Source organism: Bacillus sp. FSL R5-0603 (assembly GCF_038050295.1).
GTDB classification, from domain to species: Bacteria; Bacillota; Bacilli; order Bacillales; family Bacillaceae; genus Bacillus; species Bacillus subtilis.
In genome coordinates this window covers 1,458,345-1,472,289 of the sequence record NZ_JBBOYP010000001.1, presented here as the reverse complement: position 1 = coordinate 1,472,289, position 13,945 = coordinate 1,458,345, and the positions used below count along the sequence as shown (strand labels likewise).

At 43.7% G+C, this 13,945-nt stretch carries 17 protein-coding genes; 3 read left to right on the top strand and 14 right to left on the bottom strand.

What is annotated here, in order from left to right; translation table 11 throughout:
• Positions 1 to 63: 63 nt before the first annotated feature.
• Positions 64 to 1,290, top strand: a complete 1,227-nt coding sequence (gene spoVV, locus NYE56_RS07660; protein ID WP_003245492.1) for a dipicolinic acid transporter SpoVV — start codon at positions 64 to 66, stop codon at positions 1,288 to 1,290.
• Positions 1,291 to 1,300: 10 nt separating this feature from the next.
• Here spoVV and coaD read toward each other — a convergent pair whose 3' ends face one another.
• The 8 genes from coaD to NYE56_RS07620 form a co-directional block, all read right to left on the bottom strand.
• Positions 1,301 to 1,786, bottom strand: coding sequence for a pantetheine-phosphate adenylyltransferase (gene coaD, locus NYE56_RS07655; RefSeq protein ID WP_003245283.1), 486 nt, complete (start codon positions 1,784 to 1,786; stop codon positions 1,301 to 1,303).
• 4 nt (positions 1,787 to 1,790) lie between these two features.
• Positions 1,791 to 2,345: a 16S rRNA (guanine(966)-N(2))-methyltransferase RsmD gene (rsmD, locus tag NYE56_RS07650; protein ID WP_015483196.1), complete on the bottom strand. Its 555-nt coding sequence runs from the start codon at positions 2,343 to 2,345 to the stop codon at positions 1,791 to 1,793.
• A 322-nt stretch (positions 2,346 to 2,667) separates the two neighbouring features.
• The gene (locus tag NYE56_RS07645) at positions 2,668 to 2,940 is read right to left on the bottom strand and encodes a YlbG family protein (protein ID WP_015715839.1); all 273 of its coding nucleotides are present in this window, start codon (positions 2,938 to 2,940) and stop codon (positions 2,668 to 2,670) included.
• A gap of 54 nt (positions 2,941 to 2,994) precedes the next feature.
• Positions 2,995 to 3,444, bottom strand: coding sequence for a regulatory iron-sulfur-containing complex subunit RicF (gene ricF, locus NYE56_RS07640; protein WP_003221370.1), 450 nt, complete (start codon positions 3,442 to 3,444; stop codon positions 2,995 to 2,997).
• A gap of 115 nt (positions 3,445 to 3,559) precedes the next feature.
• Positions 3,560 to 3,799, bottom strand: coding sequence for a YlbE-like family protein (locus NYE56_RS07635; RefSeq protein WP_003232231.1), 240 nt, complete (start codon positions 3,797 to 3,799; stop codon positions 3,560 to 3,562).
• Positions 3,800 to 3,814: 15 nt separating this feature from the next.
• Positions 3,815 to 4,213 (bottom strand): YlbD family protein, encoded by a 399-nt coding sequence (locus tag NYE56_RS07630; RefSeq protein WP_341283683.1) that lies wholly within the window; start codon positions 4,211 to 4,213, stop codon positions 3,815 to 3,817.
• Between the two features lie 231 nt (positions 4,214 to 4,444).
• Positions 4,445 to 5,485: a CAP domain-containing protein gene (locus tag NYE56_RS07625; RefSeq protein WP_014479713.1), complete on the bottom strand. Its 1,041-nt coding sequence runs from the start codon at positions 5,483 to 5,485 to the stop codon at positions 4,445 to 4,447.
• An 83-nt stretch (positions 5,486 to 5,568) separates the two neighbouring features.
• Complete coding sequence (locus NYE56_RS07620) at positions 5,569 to 6,015, bottom strand: CBS domain-containing protein (protein WP_003221362.1); 447 nt, start codon at positions 6,013 to 6,015, stop codon at positions 5,569 to 5,571.
• A gap of 139 nt (positions 6,016 to 6,154) precedes the next feature.
• Between NYE56_RS07620 and NYE56_RS07615 the strand changes: the two genes are divergently transcribed.
• The gene (locus tag NYE56_RS07615; RefSeq protein WP_124059824.1) at positions 6,155 to 6,517 is read left to right on the top strand and encodes a YugN family protein; all 363 of its coding nucleotides are present in this window, start codon (positions 6,155 to 6,157) and stop codon (positions 6,515 to 6,517) included.
• A gap of 31 nt (positions 6,518 to 6,548) precedes the next feature.
• Here NYE56_RS07615 and ctaG read toward each other — a convergent pair whose 3' ends face one another.
• The 6 genes from ctaG to cyoE all read right to left on the bottom strand — a co-directional run bounded on the left by ctaG (position 6,549) and on the right by cyoE (position 12,555).
• Positions 6,549 to 7,442, bottom strand: coding sequence for a cytochrome c oxidase assembly factor CtaG (ctaG, locus tag NYE56_RS07610; RefSeq protein WP_046664162.1), 894 nt, complete (start codon positions 7,440 to 7,442; stop codon positions 6,549 to 6,551).
• Between the two features lie 26 nt (positions 7,443 to 7,468).
• Entirely contained in the window at positions 7,469 to 7,801 is a 333-nt protein-coding gene (ctaF, locus tag NYE56_RS07605) for a cytochrome c oxidase subunit IVB (RefSeq protein WP_003232242.1), read from the bottom strand.
• Between the two features lie 2 nt (positions 7,802 to 7,803).
• Entirely contained in the window at positions 7,804 to 8,427 is a 624-nt protein-coding gene (ctaE, locus tag NYE56_RS07600) for a cytochrome c oxidase subunit III (protein ID WP_003232244.1), read from the bottom strand.
• Positions 8,427 to 10,295, bottom strand: coding sequence for a cytochrome c oxidase subunit I (gene ctaD, locus NYE56_RS07595; RefSeq protein WP_341283682.1), 1,869 nt, complete (start codon positions 10,293 to 10,295; stop codon positions 8,427 to 8,429). Before ctaD ends, ctaE begins: the two co-directional genes overlap by 1 nt.
• Before the next feature lie 32 nt (positions 10,296 to 10,327).
• Complete coding sequence (gene coxB, locus NYE56_RS07590) at positions 10,328 to 11,398, bottom strand: cytochrome c oxidase subunit II (protein ID WP_014663859.1); 1,071 nt, start codon at positions 11,396 to 11,398, stop codon at positions 10,328 to 10,330.
• A gap of 239 nt (positions 11,399 to 11,637) precedes the next feature.
• Positions 11,638 to 12,555, bottom strand: a complete 918-nt coding sequence (cyoE, locus tag NYE56_RS07585; protein WP_003232250.1) for a heme o synthase — start codon at positions 12,553 to 12,555, stop codon at positions 11,638 to 11,640.
• Positions 12,556 to 12,909: 354 nt separating this feature from the next.
• Here cyoE and ctaA point away from each other — a divergent pair, with 354 nt between their 5' ends.
• Positions 12,910 to 13,830: a heme A synthase CtaA gene (ctaA, locus tag NYE56_RS07580; RefSeq protein WP_015483190.1), complete on the top strand. Its 921-nt coding sequence runs from the start codon at positions 12,910 to 12,912 to the stop codon at positions 13,828 to 13,830.
• Positions 13,831 to 13,945: the final 115 nt, after the last annotated feature.

Below are 13,945 nucleotides of genomic sequence, written 5' to 3'. Positions count from 1 at the left end.
ATCATACATTATTTTATCATGATATACATGTCATTGGGCATTTTTAGCATCGGGGAGGTAAGAATGAACTTGTCGAAGATTAATACACTTTTGATTGCCTCGTTTTTTCTTTTTTTAACAGCGACTGTCATCTCACATCCACAGGCCTCATTCGAAGCCTCTAAAACCGGGCTGTCTATGTGGTGGGAGGTTGTGTTTCCGTCATTGCTGCCATTTTTTATTCTGTCCGAACTCTTAATCGGCTTTGGCATTGTGCGGTTTGTCGGTGTTTTGCTTGAGCCTTTTATGCGGCCGATCTTTCGCGTGCCGGGTGTCGGCGGCTTCGTTCTTGCTATGGGAATGGCATCAGGAAACCCAGCGGGCGCAAAACTCACTGCCCGTCTGCGGCAGGAAAATCAGATTTCAAGAGTAGAGGCAGAACGGCTCGCGTCGTTTACCAATTCTTCAAACCCGCTCTTTATTTTCGGCGCTGTTGCCGTCGGTTTCTTTCAAAACGCGTCACTAGGCATTTTATTAGCTTCTGCACACTATTTGGGGAATCTTGCCGTCGGTTTAACAATGCGCTCCTATGGCCGCAAGGAAGAGCAGCATCTCAGAAGAAAGAAAACGATACCTTTTCCTTCAGTCAAAGATGCTTTACACGCTCTTCATACCGCCAGACTTGCAGAAAAACGGCCCTTAGGTAAAATTTTAGGCGACGCCGTGACGTCTTCTGTTCAAACGCTTCTTATGGTAGGCGGCTTTATTATTTTATTTTCTGTCTTCAATCGGCTGTTGTCAGTGGTCCAGCTGACTGATGTTTTGTCTGTTTTCACAAAAGGAGCACTGACTTTGTTTCAGCTTCCGACTCAATTGGACATTCCGCTTTTATCAGGGATGTTTGAAATTACATTAGGCAGCAAGCTTGTCAGCGAGACAGATGTTTCTCTTCTGCAAAAAGCCATTATCGTCAGCTTTATTCTCGGGTTTAGCGGCTTTTCCGTACAAGCTCAGGTGGCAGGTATTTTATCGGAAACCGACATTAGATTTAAACCATTCTTTATCGCACGTTTGCTGCAGGGCGTTTATGCCGCTGTCTTCGTCATGCTTTTATGGAAACCTCTTTATACGGCATGGCATGATCCGTATCAGTATGTATTTAAATCTCTTAACAGCAGTGACATGTCAACTGCCTTTATAAACGGCTGGAATCTGCTTGTGCAGATCGGACCTGCTGTCACACTATGCGCGCTGTTTACGTACATTATCATTTTTTCTTACAGACTGACAAACGGAACAAAAAAAGGATGAGTCAAAACCCTCATCCTTGTCTGAATTTTTGCTGAAGCGCCAGCTCTACTTCCGGCGGTACAAACTCTGATACCGAGCCGTTGTATCTCGCCACTTCTTTTACGATGCTTGAACTTAGAAATGAATATTGATTGTTTGTCATCATAAAAAATGTCTCAATAGATTCATCAAGCACACGGTTTACTGATGTCCCCTGCATCTCGTATTCAAAATCAGATACAGCTCTCAAGCCTCTTAAAATCGCTTTCGCATTTTTTCTTTTTGCATAATCAATTAACAGGCCTTGCGATGTTTCAACTGTTATGTTCGGAATGTCTTTTGTCACTTCTCTCAGAAGCTCACACCGTTCTTCCACACTGAACAAAGGCTTTTTTGAAGAATTATTCAGCACACATACATACACTTGTTCAAAAATATGCGCCCCGCGTTTGATGATGTCCAGATGCCCGTAGGTCACCGGATCAAAACTGCCGGGACAGACAGCTATACTCGCCACCTCACTACCCCCTCTTTTTATAAATCGCCACACCTGTAAGCCCATAGGTTTCTTTTCTTGTCATCACAAGATCTCCTACGGTTTCGGGAAGCTCGACCTCTCTGTCATGCTCAGCGACGATAAAGCCGTCTTCTTCCAGCATTTGATATTCGTCAATCAAAGTTAAAAGTGCTTTCAGCTTTTGTTCCTTATACGGTGGATCGAGAAAAATTCCGCGAAAGCCGGTTTCTCTCTTTGCAGCAGCGTGCAAAGCACGTTCCGCATCATTGCGGTATACCTGTGCATGTTTTGTAAGCTCCAGCGTTTTCAAATTAGATTTTACCGTTTGAATCGCTTTAAAATCACGGTCAACGAATATACAATGCTCAAACCCGCGTGAAAGCGCTTCGATTCCAAGACCTCCGCTCCCTGCGAATAAGTCAAGTCCCCTGCCCCCGTCAAAATAAGGGCCGATCATATTGAAAATGGATTCCTTCACTTTGTCGGTTGTCGGTCTTGTTGATGTTCCGGGTACAGCCTTTAGTGAACGGCCTTTTTTTGATCCAGAAATTACTCTCATGTTCCACACCACTTTTTCTAAAAGCTATTTTGTTTCTTTATTCGGCCGGACGCCGCTATGTACATAGAAAAAAATCAATCCTATCTTAACATAAAGCATTCTTCCAAACAATGAACGCTAATCTTGATAAACAGGTGTATAGGCAGCATGATCCTTGTCCATACTATAAGCAACAGCATCTAGAGGATGTTGTTGCCAACCGCGGAGAAGACTTACGTTTCCCCATAAGTTCTTCCTCCGGTTTCTCCTCTCCCTTTGCCTTCTCCTTAACATATTAAGGAATAGAAGGACCCCGCAGATGCCTGCGGGGATTTTTTTATAGCTATATGCCGATTTTATAATCGTATTCTTTTGCCTTATCAAGCTTTGACTCGAATTCCAATTTTAAAAACGGTTTATAAGAAGGCTCCACTTTTTTCACAAATGAGTAAGACGCAATCTTGTCCATTGTTTTTTCAATTTGGTTCATATCACAGTATAGTACGACATATTTTAATCGTTTTGATACATAGTGCACATTCCCGAACTTCCTCAGCATTTTGCTCTGCTTTAGGGAGTGCAGATACACAACCATGCCCTGACGCCTATTCTCCAATACAATCACCTGCCTGTTTTCTCTTATATGTAAAAGACGAGACGGCCAGTCTCGTCAGGACACTTTACATCCGCAGCTTCCGCCTGAACCGCAGCCGCCTCCGCATGAAGACAAACCGTCAAAATAAGGGTTCCCAGTCGGAACTTTCACATGCTCCGAAACAGCTGTCCCAATCTCGACGCTGACCTCATCAAGAATAGACTGGAGCTCATTTTCAGCTCTCTTGAAGTCAGCCACCTTATCGTTCAGGTCCAACTCACGTTTGATCTCCCTCATTTTCCGGGATATTTCTCTATAGTCAGGATGATATTTGCCAAAACGCTGTACATCCTCATACTGCTCTTTTATTTTGATAAAAGAACGAATAATCCGCCCTGCCTCTTCATCTTCCTGGAGACGCTTGTAACAATTGCGGTAGTTCTCAGCCGTCTCCGACTGCAGAATCATCTCGGCAAGCTGCTGAGCTTCACTTTGAAGCCGCACGGATTCCATCGTCGCATACATAACATGCACCTCCAGTTGTTAGTTTACCATGAAACCAGCCAATTGGAAAATGCTTAACCGCAGCCATATACAAAACCTTATGTCCGCATGAAAAAAGACCCTTTTTCGGGGCCTTTTAATCTTTTGTCCGCATCGCTTGAAACATTTGCATCATCATTTGCGCCATTTGAATCCCGTTCGTAAACTGATTCACCCGATGCGGAATGGTTTTTTCATAAAAATTCATCATTTCAAGCTGAAAGGAGGACAGATCATCCGGTTTTCTTGAAAGCCTGCGGTACCATATCGGCTGTTCTCTGATGAATCGTTTCCGTTCTTCGTTTGCTAAAATATATTCCTGAACCTCTTTGCGCATATGAGCTCCCCTTTTTTAATCCTTTCGAAAAGAAAAAGGATGCTGTCCAGAGCCTGGCTGAGTATGCTTCTGTCCGCTTCCGGAAAATGTATTAAGAAGGCTTTGCAACGATGAGATCGACTGGCTCATTTTATTGATTTGTTCGTTCATTTGATTGACATCCATCTTTTTCACCGCTGTCACCATTTTCGAGACAAAATCATTTTTTTGCGGTGTTTCAGGCACAGCTTCAGCAGCTGCTTCCGGTTCCCGATACGGATCCCAAATCGGGTCGCTCTCCCCGAAGAGGACCCAATTTTCATATACGTCCTGCCAGCTTCTTTGTTCTTTGCGTACTTCTTTTATCAGCTTGGGATGCTTTTTGACGAATTGTTTAAAGTCATTGATTGAATGATTGGCATGTTGATTCGCCACAATCCTCACCCCCTCCGAAAATCGTTACCTACTACAATGTATCGTTTTGTCGGGCATTGTGTTCGCCTATATTCATTCCCAAATGAATTTTTAGCGATATCCCTATACACTGGTGAAAAAGCCTGACTGAAGGGATGGGAAACGGCCTTATCTGTAAGCTATCAGCACATTCATTCAGACCAGCTTGTATGGAAATAGAAAAAGCCGGGAACCATTCGTCCGCAGCTTTCATTACCATCGCTTAATAAAATTTTGGGTGTAATATTTCCGGTCTACTCCGACACCAAGATGCGTATAATCTGAATTCAGAAGCGCTTTTCGATGGCCTTCGCTATTCAGCCAGCCTTCTACAGCAGCCGGACCGTCCACATAATTGTATGCGATATTTTCTCCCGCTTGCTGAAAGTCAACATGCCCTTCTTCTAGGCGGTCTTTCAGCGAGCCGTATTTTTTAGAGACATGGGAGAAATAATTATTTTCCTTCATATCCTCACTATGTCCAAACGCCACCTCCGCCGTCGGCTGATCCCACTCAAGCTTCGCAAGTCCATGTTTAACGCGTATGACATTCGTCAAATCAAGGATTTGCTTTTCGCTCGTTGTTTGGATCTTTTTCCATTTCTCATCTGAAACGGCTTTCGGTTTAATTAATTCCCCGCGGTACACTACCTCATAAGGTCTTTGCTTTACAAAGGTTTGCGCATCAAACGCCCTGATGCTGGATAGCTTCCCCTCAAATTTGTCCATATACAGCTGGACATACATCTTTCCTACCTTTACAGTCGGTCTTGTATTGATATCTTCTTCAGAAAATTCAAACCGATAGGAATTTCCTTTATACTCTACATTCACAAATGGTGCCACCTGGGTGGTCTTGAATACTTCGCCGGTTGATTCTCCAATTTTGAAAGGCTTGGCGTTAATATCATTACCCGACGCGAATAATGTGACAACTTTATTGTTTAATACCCCGATTTGGATATATTGATCCTTACCTTGATTGTATACCCACCAATCGTAATCATAAGCCGAAGGGTCAATACGTTCAGGTTCCCCAAGCTTTTTCGTTACTTCATCGGCGGGCTTGCCCATGAAGGACAATAACCCTGAAGTCGGCATATGTATTCGTTTGCCGCTTTGCGCTTCCTCATTCGACACCTGAGGCTCGCTGTCATTTGATTTCTTTTCAGGAACAGATCCATATTGAATAAACAGAACATAAGTTCCGCAGATAATCAAAAGGATAACCATTGCTCTCAATATATTTTTCAATCTATCACCCCCGTGGCGATTCACAATCTCTTGTTTACATCCCATTACAATACAGCCTATTTAACATGTCAAAGATTTATGTGTTAATGAAAAAAGCCTTCTTCTCTATTATCACCTTCGGAAATATCCGATAAGGCGCTGCCGGCACGTTCATTCGTTTGCTCAGATAAAGAAAGATCACCAAGCGTGACAATTCCAGTCAGTTTTTTATTTTTTGTAACTGGTATCCTTCTGAGCTGATGCGATGCCATCAAATGAAGAACCTCATCGACTGAAGCATCTTCCTCCACACTGACAGGTTTTTCAGTCATCGCGTCAGTGATTTTTTGCGAGTTCGGTTTTTTGATGGCGATTCCTCTTAATACGAGATCGCGGTCGGTTACGATGCCGACCAATGTTTCCCCGTCCTCATCAACTACCGGAATCGCTCCTACATTTGCGTCCTTCATCTTTACTGCAGCTTCATATACATTATCTAATACCGTGCAATATTGCAAGTCGGCTGTCATCAGATCTTTTATTTTTGTCATCCGTTTAACCTCCTTTAGTCTAGTGCTATTGTCGTCAAAATTTAATTTTTGCATACTTTCAAAAGAAGAAGATTCATTGCAAGTTTAACGCTTTCATACTATGATTGTCAGGAAAGGTAATTTTTATAAGGAGGGGTCAGTGTTGAAGTTTACTGAAAGCGGACTTGAAGGGGTTAAGGCTGAGCTCAGCTGGCTAGACGACTTAATGGAAAGCAAAGGTCTTATCAGAGCGGGTCAATGGGATTACGAGAGAGTCACCTATGACAAGAAGTTTTCGACGATTGAGGGTACGTTTTACCTGCGGATACAAGGTATTGCGACAGAAGGCGATGTCGGAAGCGGGCGCGCCGTGATTCAATTAATGTCCCCTCTCCTAGGAAAGCATTACTACCCTCATGGAGTAGAATATGGAGAAACGGAAGAGTTTCCCGTACAGGTTGTGACAAAAAGCAAGGCACTGATTCAGGACATAGCCAACATGTTAAAAACAGTTCAAATGTAACGAAAAGGTACAGCATATTTCGCTGTACCTTTTATGATATCGTCTGCTGAATATACGGCGGCTCCTCCTGCCCGTCCTTTTCCCTTTCTTTCTTCACCCATTGGAAAAAAATAATGGCCAAAAAAGTACCGTACACAATTTCCTGAATGATTTTCATCATGACTGCTCCGAGCTGCTGATCCTCTAACAAAGGCAGCGTATTCAACATCTCTGGACCTGTTAATGGGACCTGCCCCATCATATCCGCTGGGACACAAAGCCTCATTGCCTCAGCCCATACAGCCGGATCTGTATAGGTGGCATATAACGGTGCACCGCTGAACATGATCAAGGCGCAAGCAGGTGTGAGCAGCATACCGTCCGCCATAATATAACCCAGCTTCATCAAGCCGCTGAGCTGCCGTAGACGCTCAACCTTATGAACAAGCGGCCACCACATGAAGAACGCAAGCACAAAGATAAGCCAAGTGATTAATGTATGATAAAACGGATCGGTTTTGACAGTATCAAATATAAGCGGTACATGATATAAAGAAAAAATGCCGTTAAACAAAAGCAAAGCAATTAAAGGCGTCGTAAAAAAGGAAAAAACCGGTTTGATTGAAGGCCTAAAAATGATTTTTTCCCAGAGCCATGCAGGAATTCCCGCGATCAAAAGCGGCGGGACAACCAAATACAGAACAGCCATCTGCACCATATGCGCACTGAACATAATATGTCCAAGCAGATCAACCGGGCTTCCCTCGGCTGCATATAAAAACAGCATCGCCGACAGAAAGCACACCATCTCTTTACCAGTTATTCGATTCGGCTTTGAAGACATTCGCCTGTAAAAATAGAGATAAAGCGCCGTAATGCCTAACAGGATACAAAAAAGATAAGGGCTCCACATCGCGCGAAACCCAAATATCTCCAACTGATTCATTTCTTCACCTCCGGCGGCTGTTCAAATTACCACCATATAATTGTCACAAACGCAAGCACAGTGATAAACGCGACAAACACCCCTGAATACAAAAACAGTGCCGGCGCCTCATGCCCTTTCTGATTCATATGCATGAAATAATACAGCTGAAAGATGACTTGAATTGCAGCTAGCAAAATAATGAAAGGAATCGTAAACCAGCTGCCGACACCGTCCGTGGCCACAGTCAGAAATGCAACAATCGTAAGACCGATCATTAAACCAAAAGACAGGACTTGATATTTCATCTCCCTGGCATGCTTTTTTTTCTTAAATTCAAGGTCGCTATTGATATGCCCTCTGCTTTTTTTATCGACCATGTTTATCCCACCATCCCCATTAAATATACAACGGTAAAGATGAAGACCCACACGACATCAATAAAGTGCCAATAAAGGCTGGCAACGTAAAACTTAGGCGCCGTATACAGGTTCAGCCCTCTCTTGGCATTGCGGATCATAAGCGTGCTGATCCACATAAGCCCAAATGCCACGTGGGCGCCGTGTGTACCGACAAGCGTGTAAAACGCAGAACCAAGGGCAGAGCTTGTGATGGTAAAGCCAAATTCATGGGTGTAATGCTTGAACTCATAGATTTCCAGTCCTAAAAAGCCTGCCCCCAATAAAATCGTAATTCCCAGCCAAAGCTGCATCTTGCCGAAGGAAAAGTTCTTCATGTGGTACATCGCGTACACACTCGTTAAACTGCTCGTTAATAGAAGCATTGTGGCTATGAATACAAGTGTCACATCGAACATTTCCGTCGTAGGCGGATCACCGGCATTTGAATTCCGAAGCGCAAGAAACGTGGCGAAGAGAGACGCAAACAGAACAGTCTCTCCGCCAAGAAAAAGCCAAAAGCCTAAAAATTTATTTTTCCCTTCCAGGGTTACTTTTTCGGGAGAAGCTGGAAAGGTTTCTGCGGTGAATTTTTCTTGAACTTGCATTATGCCTTCACCCCTTTATCATCGTTCGGCAGTTCCTCTTTATGAATATGATAGCCGTGATCATCAATTACTGAACGAAGCAGCATCGTAATAAATGTGATGCCAAGCCCGATAAAGATCACTGGCAGGCCCCAAGCATAATCACTTCTGTACATCAGCCCGAACGCTGCGACAAAAAGGCCGAAGGAAATGATGAGCGGTAGGATTGAGCCGTTTGGCATATGAATATCATCAACCGGTTCCGCCGGCGTCATTGATTTGTGCCCTGCCTGCTTCTCAATCCAAAACGGATCAAGTCCTCTGACAAAAGGAAGCTGTTTAAAGTTATACTCCGGCGGCGGTGAAGAAACGGTCCATTCCAGCGTACGTCCGTCATGCCATGGATCAGCACCTACATATTCACCTTTTACCGATGTCCATATGACATTGACCAGCAGAAGAATAACAGCTGCCGCCATAAAAAACGCCCCGATTGTACTGATCAAGTTGCCGGTTTCCAGACCCTGTCCTGGCAAAAACGTATAAACCCGGCGCGGCATCCCCATTAAGCCGACAAAATGCTGAATGAAAAACGTGAGGTGAAAGCCGATAAAAAACAATACAAATGAAATTTTCCCCATCGTTTCATGCAGAATTTTACCGAACATTTTCGGCCACCAGAAATGAACACCGGCTAAAAGGCCGAATACAACACCGCCAATAATGACGTAGTGGAAGTGCGCAACCACAAAATACGTATCATGGAACTGATAATCAGCAGCAGCTGCTGCCAGCATGACTCCCGTCACACCACCGAGCACAAAGGATGGGATAAATGAGACAGCATATAGCATAGCGGTTGTATACTTCACATTTCCTCCCCAAATCGTCAACAGCCAGTTAAAAATCTTAATCCCGGTCGGAATCGCGATAGCCATTGTTGCAACCGCAAAAATCGCATTTGCAATCGGGCCAAGACCAGTCGTGAACATGTGGTGCACCCAAACCATAAAGCCCAGAAAGCCAATGAGCACGATTGCAAAAACCATTGAAGAATAGCCAAACAAACGCTTTCTGGCGAACACAGGGATGACCTCAGAAAAAATACCGAACGCAGGCAAAATTAGGATATAAACCTCCGGGTGGCCGAAGATCCAAAATAAATGTTCCCAAATGACCGTATTTCCGCCAAGCTCCGGATTAAAGAAATTGGTTCCGAACAGCCGATCCAGCATCATGAGAGCCAATCCAACCGTAAGGGGCGGAAACGCGAACAAAATCAATGCCGAGGCCACAAATGTCGTCCATGTAAACAAAGGCAGCCTCATATACGTCATGCCCGGAGCCCTCATGTTGATAATCGTGGCCAAAAAGTTAATCCCGGCTATCAGCGTCCCCAGCCCCGATATTTGGAGTCCGAGGACGAAAAAGTCTATGCCGTGCCCTTTAGAATGAAGCGAAAGTGAGGCATATGACGTCCAGCCCGCATCTGGCGCTCCGCCCAAAAACCAGCTTAGATTTAAGAAAATGCCCCCGAAAAAGAAGAGCCAAAAACCAAGCGCGTTTAAAAATGGAAACGAAACGTCCCGAGCCCCGATCTGCAAAGGCACAACCGCATTCATCAAGGCAAATAAGAGCGGCATCGCAGCCAGAAAGATCATCGTCGTTCCGTGCATAGTCATTACTTCATTGTATGCTTGAGCACTGAGAAACGCATTTTCCGGCTTTGCAAGCTGAATTCTGATAAACATCGCTTCAATTCCCCCGACAAGAAAGAAGAATCCCCCTGCCACTAAATAAAGAATCGCGATTTTTTTATGGTCCACCGTCGTCAAATAATCCCAAAGCATAGATCCGCGCGTCCGCTTTTCTGTAAGCGCATTCAACATATGTGACCTCCCCCAATATCTCCCTTTCTTCCCTACTTGCTTTCCGCTTTTAAGCCTTTTAAGTATTCATAAAGCGCATCTGTTTCGCTGTCTGAGAGCTTTGGATATGTGCCTGTCATTTTGTTCCCCGGCTTTATGCTGTCAGGGTCCTTCAGCCAAGCCTTCACATTTTCTTTGTTGGCCTCTTTCACCCCTGCCACTTTTGTCCTTTCACCGAAGGTCGCCAAGTTGGGTGCCGTTCTAGCGGCTTCTGCACGCTTATCATTCGGCTCTACCGCATGGCAGCTCAGGCAGTTTTTCTCTTTAAACAGTTCTTCACCTTGCTTAGCCAAATCGCTCTCTGCTGTAGATTTATAGTTTTTCATTTCTTTTGTCCAGCCCTGAAATTCCTTTGCAGACATCGTCTTCACCTTAAAATCCATCAGGGCATGTGAAGGGCCGCAAAGCTCTGCACACTTCCCAAAAAACATATCTCCTGCCTCTTTGCTTCGTTTTGAATCAAATGTCAGGAAGAACTTATTTTCATTATCCGTATTCGTATCAAGTTTTCCTCCAACTGAAGGAATCCAGAAGGAATGTTTTACATCAGAGGCTTTTAAATTAAAATATACACGCTGATCTGTTGGTACAATCAGCTCCTGGCTTGTGATAATGCCGTAATCAGGGTACTCAAACTCCCACCAGTATAAATTTGCCCTAACATTGACTACAAGAGCATCCTCAGCTTTGCGGCCTTTTTTATCCATTGGTGATGTGTCCGCTAGCTCCAGCGTATATAATACAACAGGAATCACAAGAATAATGAGCAGCAAAATCGGGATCACGGTCCATGTGATTTCTAAAAATTTATTCCCCTCTACCTGTTTCGGTATCGTGTTCTCACCGACCCGTGATCTTCTGAATCTCACAATCACATAAAAGAAGATAACAGATACTACTGCAACAACAACCACCATAATCAATGTGCTGAGCACTGTCAGGTCATACTGTTTATCAGCCACCTCGCCAGCAGGCTTGAGCGTGGATAAAAAAGGTTTTCCACATCCGCTTAATAGAAGCGGCACTAAGGCTAATAATAAAATAAGACGCCAATGCTTTACCATTTCACCCAACCCCTTTTCTGGTCAATACAAAGGCGGAAAGCGGATCGAAATCTATCGCCATCCAACCTATCACCAATAAAACACTTACATTTCCTCTTCTCTTAAATTATGAGTTTTTTTACTCAAAATGCCATCTATGTATAAAAGTAAAGCCGCCTGATTAAACAAGAGGTCAAGGCGGCATTTACTAGTTGTCATCGTTTATTTTGAAGCGATAAAACAAGCATCATATCTATTTTTTAGAAAAGCGTCAAGACAACCATGGCAACGAAATAGATTGTCATGTAGTTAAGCGAGTAAACGAACATCTGCGTTGCCCACTTCATGATATTCTTGGAGCGGAATCCCATTAAGCCAAGAATCAGCCAGCCGATATTTAACAGCAAGCCGAGAATGACAATCGGAAGACCCAGACTACCAAGGAAAAACGGAAGCGGCATCAGGCACGCAACCCACACAATAATTTGTCTTTTTGTCACTTCAAATCCGTATACGACAGGAAGCATCGGAATATTTGCAGCTCTGTAATCCTCAGTTTTCTTAATAGCCAATGCTAAGAAGTGAGGAATCTGCCAAATAAATAAAATCATGAATAACACCCATGCTACGACACCGATATTCCCTTCCACTGCCGTCCATCCAATAAGCGGCGGCACTGCACCGGAAACGCTTCCTACTACTGTGTTAATCGTATAGCGGCGTTTCGTCCACATTGTGTACAATACAACATACGTAAAGACTCCGATAAAACCGATAACAGCAGCCATGACAGTTGTCATCAGCAGCATAATCAACCCTAAAGCAACCAGCAAAATTCCAGACCATAACGCCTGACTCGGCTGAATTTTACCCGTAACCGTCGGTCTTACTTTCGTACGCTCCATAAGATGGTCAATGTCCCGGTCATACCAGTTATTGATCGCGCAGGAGCCCGCAATAATCAGTGAAGACCCGATTAACGTAAGAAGAACGGTGTTTATATTGCCTAAAAAACTTAAACCGGAAATATGCAGTGCAAGCCACATTCCAGTGAAAGTCGTGATGAGGTTAGAATTGACGATCCCTATTTTAATAAGGGACAGAAAATCTTTCCATGCCGTTGTTTCTTCAATTTGTCCGTCTATAGCTGTATCATTTAAGATTCTGGAGTTAGCCATAACGTAAACCTCCCTTACAGACCTAACGCAGGAGAATAAAATAACCTGCAACTCTATCATACAAGATAACATCTTGTAAAAAAACATCCTATTAAATATTAAACGACAAACAGGAATTTATTTGTGAACTTTTTATGAATTTTACCAAAGGTGAAGGCAATCTCCAAATCGGCATTGCGTTTACCTTATTTCTATCAGACCCGGCATGAATAATCAAGTGTACATTTTCCAGAAGCCGTCATTCTATTATATTTTTGTGAACAAAAGGCTCTGGGAATTGCCACAAAACACATATTCGCTTACACTTGGAACGTATATAAAATTGCAGCAGTATGTTGAGAAGGTGAATATTGTATGAATAAAGCATTAAAAGCTCTCGGTGTTCTGACGACATTTGTCATGCTAATTGTTTTAATCGGGGGTGCCCTCGTTACAAAAACAGGTTCCGGCCAAGGATGCGGCAGACAGTGGCCGCTGTGTCACGGCCGTTTTTTCCCTGAACTGAATCCGGCCTCAATTATTGAATGGAGCCACCGATTCGCAAGCGGAATCTCTATTATCCTTGTGCTAAGCCTTGCGTTTTGGTCATGGAGAAAAATCACGCCGATTTTCCGTGAAACAACGTTTCTCGCGATCATGTCAATTATCTTTTTATTTCTTCAGGCATTGCTTGGCGCATTGGCTGTCGTATTCGGTTCGAACGCGCTGATTATGGCGCTTCACTTCGGCATCTCATTAATTTCTTTTGCTTCAGTGCTTATTTTGACATTGCTCATATTTGAAGCTGATAAATCAGTCAGAACACTGGTTAAGCCGCTTCAAATCGGCAAAAAGATGCAATTTCACATGATAGGAATTTTGATATATTCCTATATCGTTGTGTATACAGGCGCATATGTAAGACACACTGAATCAAGTCTGGCATGTCCTGATGTGCCGCTGTGCAGCCCGCTGAACAATGGACTTCCGACCCAATTCCATGAATGGGTGCAAATGGGCCACAGAGCAGCAGCCTTACTGTTATTTGTATGGATTATTGTTGCCGCTGTTCATGCTATTACTTCCTATAAAGATCAAAAACAGATCTTTTGGGGATGGATCTCATGTCTTATTTTCATTACATTACAGGCACTGTCCGGTATTATGATCGTATACTCTGAACTGGCTCTGGGCTTTGCACTTGCCCACTCGTTCTTTATTGCCTGTCTGTTTGGCGTTTTATGCTACTTCTTATTATTGATTGCTCGTTTCCGTTATGAATCCAGGCAATCATAAGGACTCAAGACCAAAGCCTTAGGCGGCTTTGGTCTTTTTTCATGTCTTGTTTTGGCGCTTTATTGTTTCAATGGCCAGCCTTCGCTGAACTTGATGATCAGTGAGCGGCTCACTT

Excerpts from the sequence above, each read along its gene's own strand:
- spoVV (WP_003245492.1), top strand. The coding sequence starts at position 64 with ATGAACTTGTCGAAGATTAATACACTTTTGATTGCCTCGTTTTTTCTT.
- rsmD (WP_015483196.1), bottom strand. The coding sequence starts at position 2,345 with ATGAGAGTAATTTCTGGATCAAAAAAAGGCCGTTCACTAAAGGCTGTA.
- ricF (WP_003221370.1), bottom strand. The coding sequence starts at position 3,444 with ATGTATGCGACGATGGAATCCGTGCGGCTTCAAAGTGAAGCTCAGCAG.
- NYE56_RS07635 (WP_003232231.1), bottom strand. The coding sequence starts at position 3,799 with ATGCGCAAAGAGGTTCAGGAATATATTTTAGCAAACGAAGAACGGAAA.
- NYE56_RS07620 (WP_003221362.1), bottom strand. The coding sequence starts at position 6,015 with ATGACAAAAATAAAAGATCTGATGACAGCCGACTTGCAATATTGCACG.
- ctaG (WP_046664162.1), bottom strand. The coding sequence starts at position 7,442 with ATGAATCAGTTGGAGATATTTGGGTTTCGCGCGATGTGGAGCCCTTAT.
- ctaF (WP_003232242.1), bottom strand. The coding sequence starts at position 7,801 with ATGGTCGATAAAAAAAGCAGAGGGCATATCAATAGCGACCTTGAATTT.
- ctaE (WP_003232244.1), bottom strand. The coding sequence starts at position 8,427 with ATGCAAGTTCAAGAAAAATTCACCGCAGAAACCTTTCCAGCTTCTCCC.
- ctaD (WP_341283682.1), bottom strand. The coding sequence starts at position 10,295 with ATGTTGAATGCGCTTACAGAAAAGCGGACGCGCGGATCTATGCTTTGG.
- coxB (WP_014663859.1), bottom strand. The coding sequence starts at position 11,398 with ATGGTAAAGCATTGGCGTCTTATTTTATTATTAGCCTTAGTGCCGCTT.
- cyoE (WP_003232250.1), bottom strand. The coding sequence starts at position 12,555 with ATGGCTAACTCCAGAATCTTAAATGATACAGCTATAGACGGACAAATT.
- ctaA (WP_015483190.1), top strand. The coding sequence starts at position 12,910 with ATGAATAAAGCATTAAAAGCTCTCGGTGTTCTGACGACATTTGTCATG.